A 5,829-nucleotide genomic window follows, 5' to 3' on the forward strand; every position below is an offset into this window, starting at 1 on the left:
GACCCGCGGTCAGAGCTGGTGCGCGATGTGGTGGAGACCGACCCCGAGGGCTATGTGTTGGTGCGCGGGCGCACCACCAGCACCTCGATCGACGGGGTGTTTGCCGCCGGGGATCTGGTGGACCGCACCTACCGCCAGGCGGTGACCGCCGCCGGCAGCGGCTGCGCGGCCGCCATCGACGCCGAACGCTGGCTCGCCGACCACGAAGAAGCAAGCGCGGCCGCCAAGGGCGACGCAACCGAATTTCCTGGCAGTACCGACACATTGATTGGAGCACGACGATGACCAACGCCGAAAAAGCCGGGGCGACAATAGAAGTCTCCGACGCGTCGTTTTCGAGTGACGTTCTGTCCAGCGGAAAGCCTGTGCTGGTTGACTTTTGGGCGACGTGGTGTGGTCCGTGCAAGATGGTCGCGCCCGTTCTCGAGGAGATCGCCAGTGAGCGAAGCGATCAACTCACCGTCGCCAAGCTGGACGTGGACGCCAACCCCGAGACCGCGCGCGACTTCCAGGTGGTGTCGATCCCGACGCTGATCCTGTTCAAGGACGGCCAACCGGTGAAGCGCATCGTCGGCGCGAAAGGCAAGGCCGCGTTGCTGCGGGAGCTTTCCGACGCGGTTCCCAACCTCGGTTGATCTTTGATCTAAATCGCCACACCACGCCCCGCGGTTAGCCTGCGGTTTTCCCGAATATGGGAAGCATCTGCGACAATAGCCGTTAGCTGTTGCCCGTTACGAGCCTGTCAGTGTGTCCCCGGAGGGCCTTTGGTATGTCGAGTCCGCGCCGCGAATACGGCGACGCGCTGCGCTGTGGAGACCGCAGCGCAGCTGTGACCGAGATCAGGGCCACGCTGGCGACGCTAAGTCTGCTGGACAGCCCCGATGAAGACTTCAGCACCGGCCAGCACGTCTCACCCGAGCTCTTCGACGCCGAACTCGATCAGGCTGTGCGCGCCTTCCAGCAGCAACGTGGGTTGCTCGTGGACGGCATCGTCGGCGAGGCCACGTACCGGGCGCTGAAGGAAGCGTCGTACCGCCTCGGGGCCCGCACGCTCTACCACCAGTTCGGCGCCCCCCTCTACGGTGACGACGTCGCCACGCTGCAGGCGCGGCTACAGGATCTCGGGTTCTACACCGGCCTGGTCGACGGGCACTTCGGGTTGCAGACCCACAACGCCCTGATGTCGTATCAGCGCGAATACGGACTGTCCGCCGACGGCATCTGCGGCCCAGAAACGTTGCGCTCCTTGTACTTTCTGAGTTCGCGCGTCACGGGCGGCTCGCCCCACGCGATTCGCGAAGAAGAACTCGTGCGCAGCTCAGGCCCCAAACTGTCCGGCAAACGGATCATCATCGATCCGGGCCGCGGCGGCGCGGACCACGGCCTTCTCATCCAGGGGCCCACCGGACCGATCAGCGAAGCAGACGCGTTGTGGGACTTGGCAAGCCGGCTCGAGGGACGGATGACCGCCATCGGCATGGAGACCTTCCTGTCGCGGCCGGTCAACCGCAGCCCATCGGACGCCGAACGCGCCGCCACCGCCAACAACGTCGGCGCGGACCTGATGATCAGCCTGCGTTGCGAAACCCAGCCCAGCCCAGCCGCTAACGGCGTGGCTTCCTTCCACTTCGGGAACTCACACGGCTCGGTCTCCACGATCGGCCGCAACCTCGCCGACTTCATCCAGCGAGAAGTGGTGGCCCGCACCGGCTTACGGGATTGCCGCACGCACGGCCGGACGTGGGATCTGCTGCGTCTGACGCGGATGCCGACCGTGCAGGTCGACGTCGGCTACATTACCAATTCACACGACCGCGCGATGCTGGTCTCGACGCAGACCCGCGACGCCATCGCCGAGGGCATCCTCGCCGCGGTCAAGCGGCTCTATCTGCTGGGCAAGAACGACCGGCCCACTGGCACATTCACTTTCGCCGAACTGCTGGCGCACGAACTGTCCGTGGAGCGGGCCAGCAGGATGGGTGGCTCCTAACCGCGTCGAGCGGTGTTGACCGCGTTGGCCGCCGCAGACCCGGCGCCGACCGGCTGTTGCAATTGTGCGTTTTCCAGCAGGCGCTCCAGGGCGGCCTCGACTTCGGCCTTCCATCCGAGGCCCTTGTCCAGCTCAAGTCGCAGCCGCGGGAAATACGTATGTGGCGCCACCACAACGAAACCCACGTCCTGCAGGAATTCGGCATCGATGACACAGTGCTCCACCGAGCAGTCGCCGAGGGCCTCCAGCACCGGTCGCACATCGGGGCTTGCGACGAGCGGGTCTTGGAGCTCCGATGCCGCCGGCGTGCGGCCGAAAGCCTCGAGCGCCCGGACTCCACGTCGAACCAACTCGTCGATAACACGGGCGATGAGCCCATGCGGGAGATCGTCGGCGTCCTGCCCGGGCTCGATACCCATCGATGTCAGCAGGATCGCATCCGCCGACACGGGCGCGGTGGGGAATCGCTGCACCCGCGGCACCGCGCTCGGCGGCGCGTAGAAGACGTAGCCCAGGCACGGCGGGTCTGTGTGGCTGCGCTCGTCGCGGGGCGCGGTCGCGACCTGCCCGCAGGAACCCCACTCCAGCATCACCATCGACAACCACGCTTCCTTTTCGAATTCGGGGTCGGCGAGGTGGTCTTGATTACCGAGGGTCGCGGGGTCGACTTCCCAGTAGACACAGCGGCGAGCGTGCTTGGGAAGTTGCTCGAAGGCCTCGAGGCGCAGCGGTGTGATTCGAGCGGACACTAGCCTCCTGGCTCCTGTGCGGTACTGCAGCCAATTCCACCGGCAACCCCTCCAGGATAGGAGAGGTTGTCCTCATCCGGCCAGCTTTGGGGTGGCCACGCCGGTTATCGCGCACGAACAACCGCTGGATCGTGGTGTCTGTCCGCCCGTTGCCGAATCCCCTTGATGCACATGCTGATTCGTTATGCGACGGCAACGAAGCCGCGATTTCCGGTCGTCGGTGTCACAGTGACGTAATTACAGTGGGTGGTAGGTCATGGTTTGGTAACGGTCATCATGTCCATGATCCGTTGCAGATCGTCCACCGAGCCGAACTCGACCACGATCTTCCCCTTGCGCTTGCCGAGGCTGACCGTCACGCGGGTATCGAAGGCGGTCGAGAGCTTGTCGGCGACGTCTTGCAGACCCGGCATTTGGATCGGCTTGCGTCGCGGCGCCGCCGGGGTGCTCGCCCCTCCCCTGTTGGCCAGCGTGACCGCTTCCTCGGTGGCCCGCACCGAGAGGCCCTCCGCGACGATCCGGCTGGCCAGTTCCTCCTGCGCCTCGTGGCCGGCTTCGAGTGACAGCAGCGCACGCGCGTGCCCCGCCGACAGCACACCCGCCGCCACTCGGCGCTGCACGGGGATCGGCAGTTTGAGCAACCGGATCATGTTGGTGATCAGCGGACGCGAACGCCCGATTCGGGAGGCAAGTTCATCGTGGGTGACGCCGAACTCGTCCAGCAGCTGCTGGTAGGCGGCCGCCTCTTCCAACGGGTTCAGCTGCACACGATGGATGTTTTCCAACAGGGCGTCCCGCAACAGATTGTCATCGCCCGTCTCGCGCACGATGGTCGGAATCGTCGCCAGACCCGCCTCTTGCGCGGCACGCCAGCGCCGCTCCCCCATCACGATTTGGTATCGCGCGCCGGACTTCGAGTCGGTGGCGGCCCGCACCACGATCGGTTGCAAGAGGCCGAACTCGCGAATGGAGTGGATGAGTTCGGACAGTGCCTCTTCGTCGAAGACCTGGCGCGGCTGGCGCGGGTTCGGCTCGATCTCCGAGGGGGCGATTTCGCGGTACACCGCGCCCACGTCGGCGGCGGCGGGCGGCGGCCCACCGAGCAGAGCGTCGGCCGCCGCTGCCCCCATCCGCGGACCCAGGGTGGCTGGACCGGAATCGCCGTCCGCCGGGCCGGTCGGGATCAGCGAAGCCAGTCCCCGGCCGAGGCCACCCTTCTTACGTAACGGCTGCGTCATGGTCGTCCCTTCACGGATGGTTATCAGTCGCGTTCGGCAAGCTCGCGGCTTGCGTCGAGATAGCTCATCGCCCCGCGCGAGCCGGGGTCGTAATCAATGATCGTCATGCTGTAGCCCGGCGCCTCAGAAACCTTGACGCTGCGCGGGATTACCGTCCGCAACACCTTGGGCCCGAAGTAATTGCGCACCTCTTCGGCGACCTGGTCGGCGAGTTTGGTGCGGCCGTCGTACATCGTCAGCACCACGGTGGTGACGTCGAGTTGCGGATTGAGGTGCGCCTTCACCATCTCGATGTTGCGCATCAGTTGAGAGACGCCTTCGAGCGCGTAGTACTCGCATTGGATCGGGATCATCACCTCGGGCGCGGCGACGAGCGCGTTGATCGTCAGGAGTCCGAGCGACGGTGGGCAGTCGACGAAAACGAAGTCGAAGTCGAAGTGATCCAACTCCGCCAGTGCGGTGCGCAACCGGTTCTCGCGCGCGACCATGCTCACCAATTCGATCTCGGCGCCGGCCAGATCGATCGTCGACGGGACGCAGAACAGTCGGTCGTTGTGCGGGCTGCGCCGCAGCGCGGACTCAATGGACTCCTCGCCCAGCAGCACCTCATAAGAGGACGGCGTCCCGGATTGGCGATCGGTGATGCCGAGCGCCGTGCTCGCGTTCCCCTGCGGATCGAGATCGATGACGAGTGTCTTGAGTCCCTGCAGCGACAGCGCAGCGGCCAGGTTTACGGCGGTCGTGGTCTTCCCCACCCCACCCTTCTGGTTCGCCACGGTAAGGACGCGCCGGTGACTCGGCCGCCGCAGCGGCGGATAGGTCGCGTGCACGACCCGCATGGCCCGCTCGGCCGCGGCCCCGATCGGGGTGTCGAAGTTGTCCGATGTTTCACGTGAAACATGCATCGGCGCGGGGACTGCGGCGTCGGGTTCGGCGGGGGCCGTCGCTTCCGGAGCGGAGTCAACCGTCGGCGCCGCGGCGTCGAGCGTCGCCGGCGCCGCCTCTTGGGAGCCGCGCGAAATCGACCAATCGCTTGAAGTATTCATCGACTTCCGGCCTTCCCATTCCGTGCCGACTTGTGGCGCGGCTGCTGGCCGCGTCGCGCCAACACTACGGTTGCGGGCGGACGCAAATAGTTCGCGCCACATGTCATCACCCTCGCATCGACGGCGCCCAACGACGCCATCCCACGCCGGTGTTGTTCAAGTTCTTCGGCACCGCGCTCCCCTTTGATCGCGAGCATCCGCCCGCCGGGCCGAAGCAACGGCATGCACCACTTCGTCAGCTTGTCCAACGCTGCAACCGCTCGCGACACCGCGGCATCCCTCTCCCCGAATCGGCTGCGGACCCACGGTTCCTCGGCTCGGCCGCGAACCACCTCGACGGCCAACCCTAGTTCGTCGATGACCTCGTTGAGAAATTCACTCCGGCGCAGCAGCGGCTCCAGGAGGACGACCTCCAGATCCGGCCGCGCGATCGCCAACGGGATGCCGGGCAACCCTGCCCCGCTGCCGACGTCGATCACCCGCTCGCCATCGTCGAGGAGCTCCTCGGCGGCGACACTATTTAATAGGTGGCGATCCCAGATGCGATCGACCTCTCGCGGCCCGAGCAATCCTCGCTCCACCCCGGGGCCGGCAAGCCACTCGGCGTACCGCCGGGCAATGTCAACGCGTTCGCCGAAGATCGCCACCGCGTCCTCCGGGGTACCGCCGAGTTCGCTCCCACCCGCCGAGGCGGGCTTGTCGGCCTCGCCATGTTTCACGTGAAACATCCGCCGGTTGGCTCACGCAGTTTCGGTTTCACGTGAAACATCCTCGGAATAGGCTCGCGCACTGTTGCCTCGGACCGG

The 5,829-nt window shown here is 65.9% G+C and carries 6 protein-coding genes and 1 pseudogene; 3 read left to right on the forward strand and 4 right to left on the reverse strand.

Going from position 1 to position 5,829, the window contains the following annotated elements; genetic code table 11:
• The 3 genes and pseudogenes from JOZ00_RS22215 to JOZ00_RS22225 all read left to right on the forward strand — a co-directional run.
• A pseudogene (locus JOZ00_RS22215) lies at nucleotides 1-285 on the forward strand (thioredoxin-disulfide reductase); the annotation flags it as partial.
• Nucleotides 282-635, forward strand: a complete 354-nt coding sequence (gene trxA, locus JOZ00_RS22220) for a thioredoxin (RefSeq protein WP_293348092.1) — start codon at nucleotides 282-284, stop codon at nucleotides 633-635. The pseudogene JOZ00_RS22215 and the gene trxA, both read left to right, overlap by 4 nt.
• Nucleotides 636-769: 134 nt before the next feature.
• Complete coding sequence (locus tag JOZ00_RS22225; RefSeq protein ID WP_293348095.1) at nucleotides 770-1,990, forward strand: N-acetylmuramoyl-L-alanine amidase; 1,221 nt, start codon at nucleotides 770-772, stop codon at nucleotides 1,988-1,990.
• On the opposite strand, the gene JOZ00_RS22230 is transcribed toward JOZ00_RS22225, so the two are convergent.
• The 4 genes from JOZ00_RS22230 to rsmG all read right to left on the reverse strand — a co-directional run bounded on the left by JOZ00_RS22230 (nucleotide 1,987) and on the right by rsmG (nucleotide 5,751).
• Nucleotides 1,987-2,739, reverse strand: a complete 753-nt coding sequence (locus JOZ00_RS22230; RefSeq protein WP_293348098.1) for an acetyltransferase — start codon at nucleotides 2,737-2,739, stop codon at nucleotides 1,987-1,989. The two genes, JOZ00_RS22225 and JOZ00_RS22230, sit on opposite strands and share 4 nt — an antisense overlap.
• A gap of 254 nt (nucleotides 2,740-2,993) precedes the next feature.
• Nucleotides 2,994-3,977: a ParB/RepB/Spo0J family partition protein gene (locus JOZ00_RS22235; RefSeq protein ID WP_293348101.1), complete on the reverse strand. Its 984-nt coding sequence runs from the start codon at nucleotides 3,975-3,977 to the stop codon at nucleotides 2,994-2,996.
• A gap of 23 nt (nucleotides 3,978-4,000) precedes the next feature.
• Entirely contained in the window at nucleotides 4,001-4,882 is an 882-nt protein-coding gene (locus JOZ00_RS22240) for a ParA family protein (RefSeq protein WP_293348107.1), read from the reverse strand.
• Between the two features lie 137 nt (nucleotides 4,883-5,019).
• Nucleotides 5,020-5,751, reverse strand: a complete 732-nt coding sequence (rsmG, locus tag JOZ00_RS22245; protein ID WP_293348104.1) for a 16S rRNA (guanine(527)-N(7))-methyltransferase RsmG — start codon at nucleotides 5,749-5,751, stop codon at nucleotides 5,020-5,022.
• Between the last annotated feature and the right edge of the window lie 78 nt (nucleotides 5,752-5,829).

This window comes from Mycobacterium sp. (assembly GCF_019243155.1).
In the GTDB taxonomy this organism is placed as follows: Bacteria; Actinomycetota; Actinomycetes; order Mycobacteriales; family Mycobacteriaceae; genus Mycobacterium.

Bases quoted from the DNA above. Each gene is read 5' to 3' on its own strand.
- rsmG (WP_293348104.1), bottom strand. From the start codon at position 5,751: ATGTTTCACGTGAAACATGGCGAGGCCGACAAGCCCGCCTCGGCGGGT.
- JOZ00_RS22240 (WP_293348107.1), bottom strand. From the start codon at position 4,882: ATGCATGTTTCACGTGAAACATCGGACAACTTCGACACCCCGATCGGG.
- JOZ00_RS22235 (WP_293348101.1), bottom strand. From the start codon at position 3,977: ATGACGCAGCCGTTACGTAAGAAGGGTGGCCTCGGCCGGGGACTGGCT.
- trxA (WP_293348092.1), top strand. From the start codon at position 282: ATGACCAACGCCGAAAAAGCCGGGGCGACAATAGAAGTCTCCGACGCG.
- JOZ00_RS22225 (WP_293348095.1), top strand. From the start codon at position 770: ATGTCGAGTCCGCGCCGCGAATACGGCGACGCGCTGCGCTGTGGAGAC.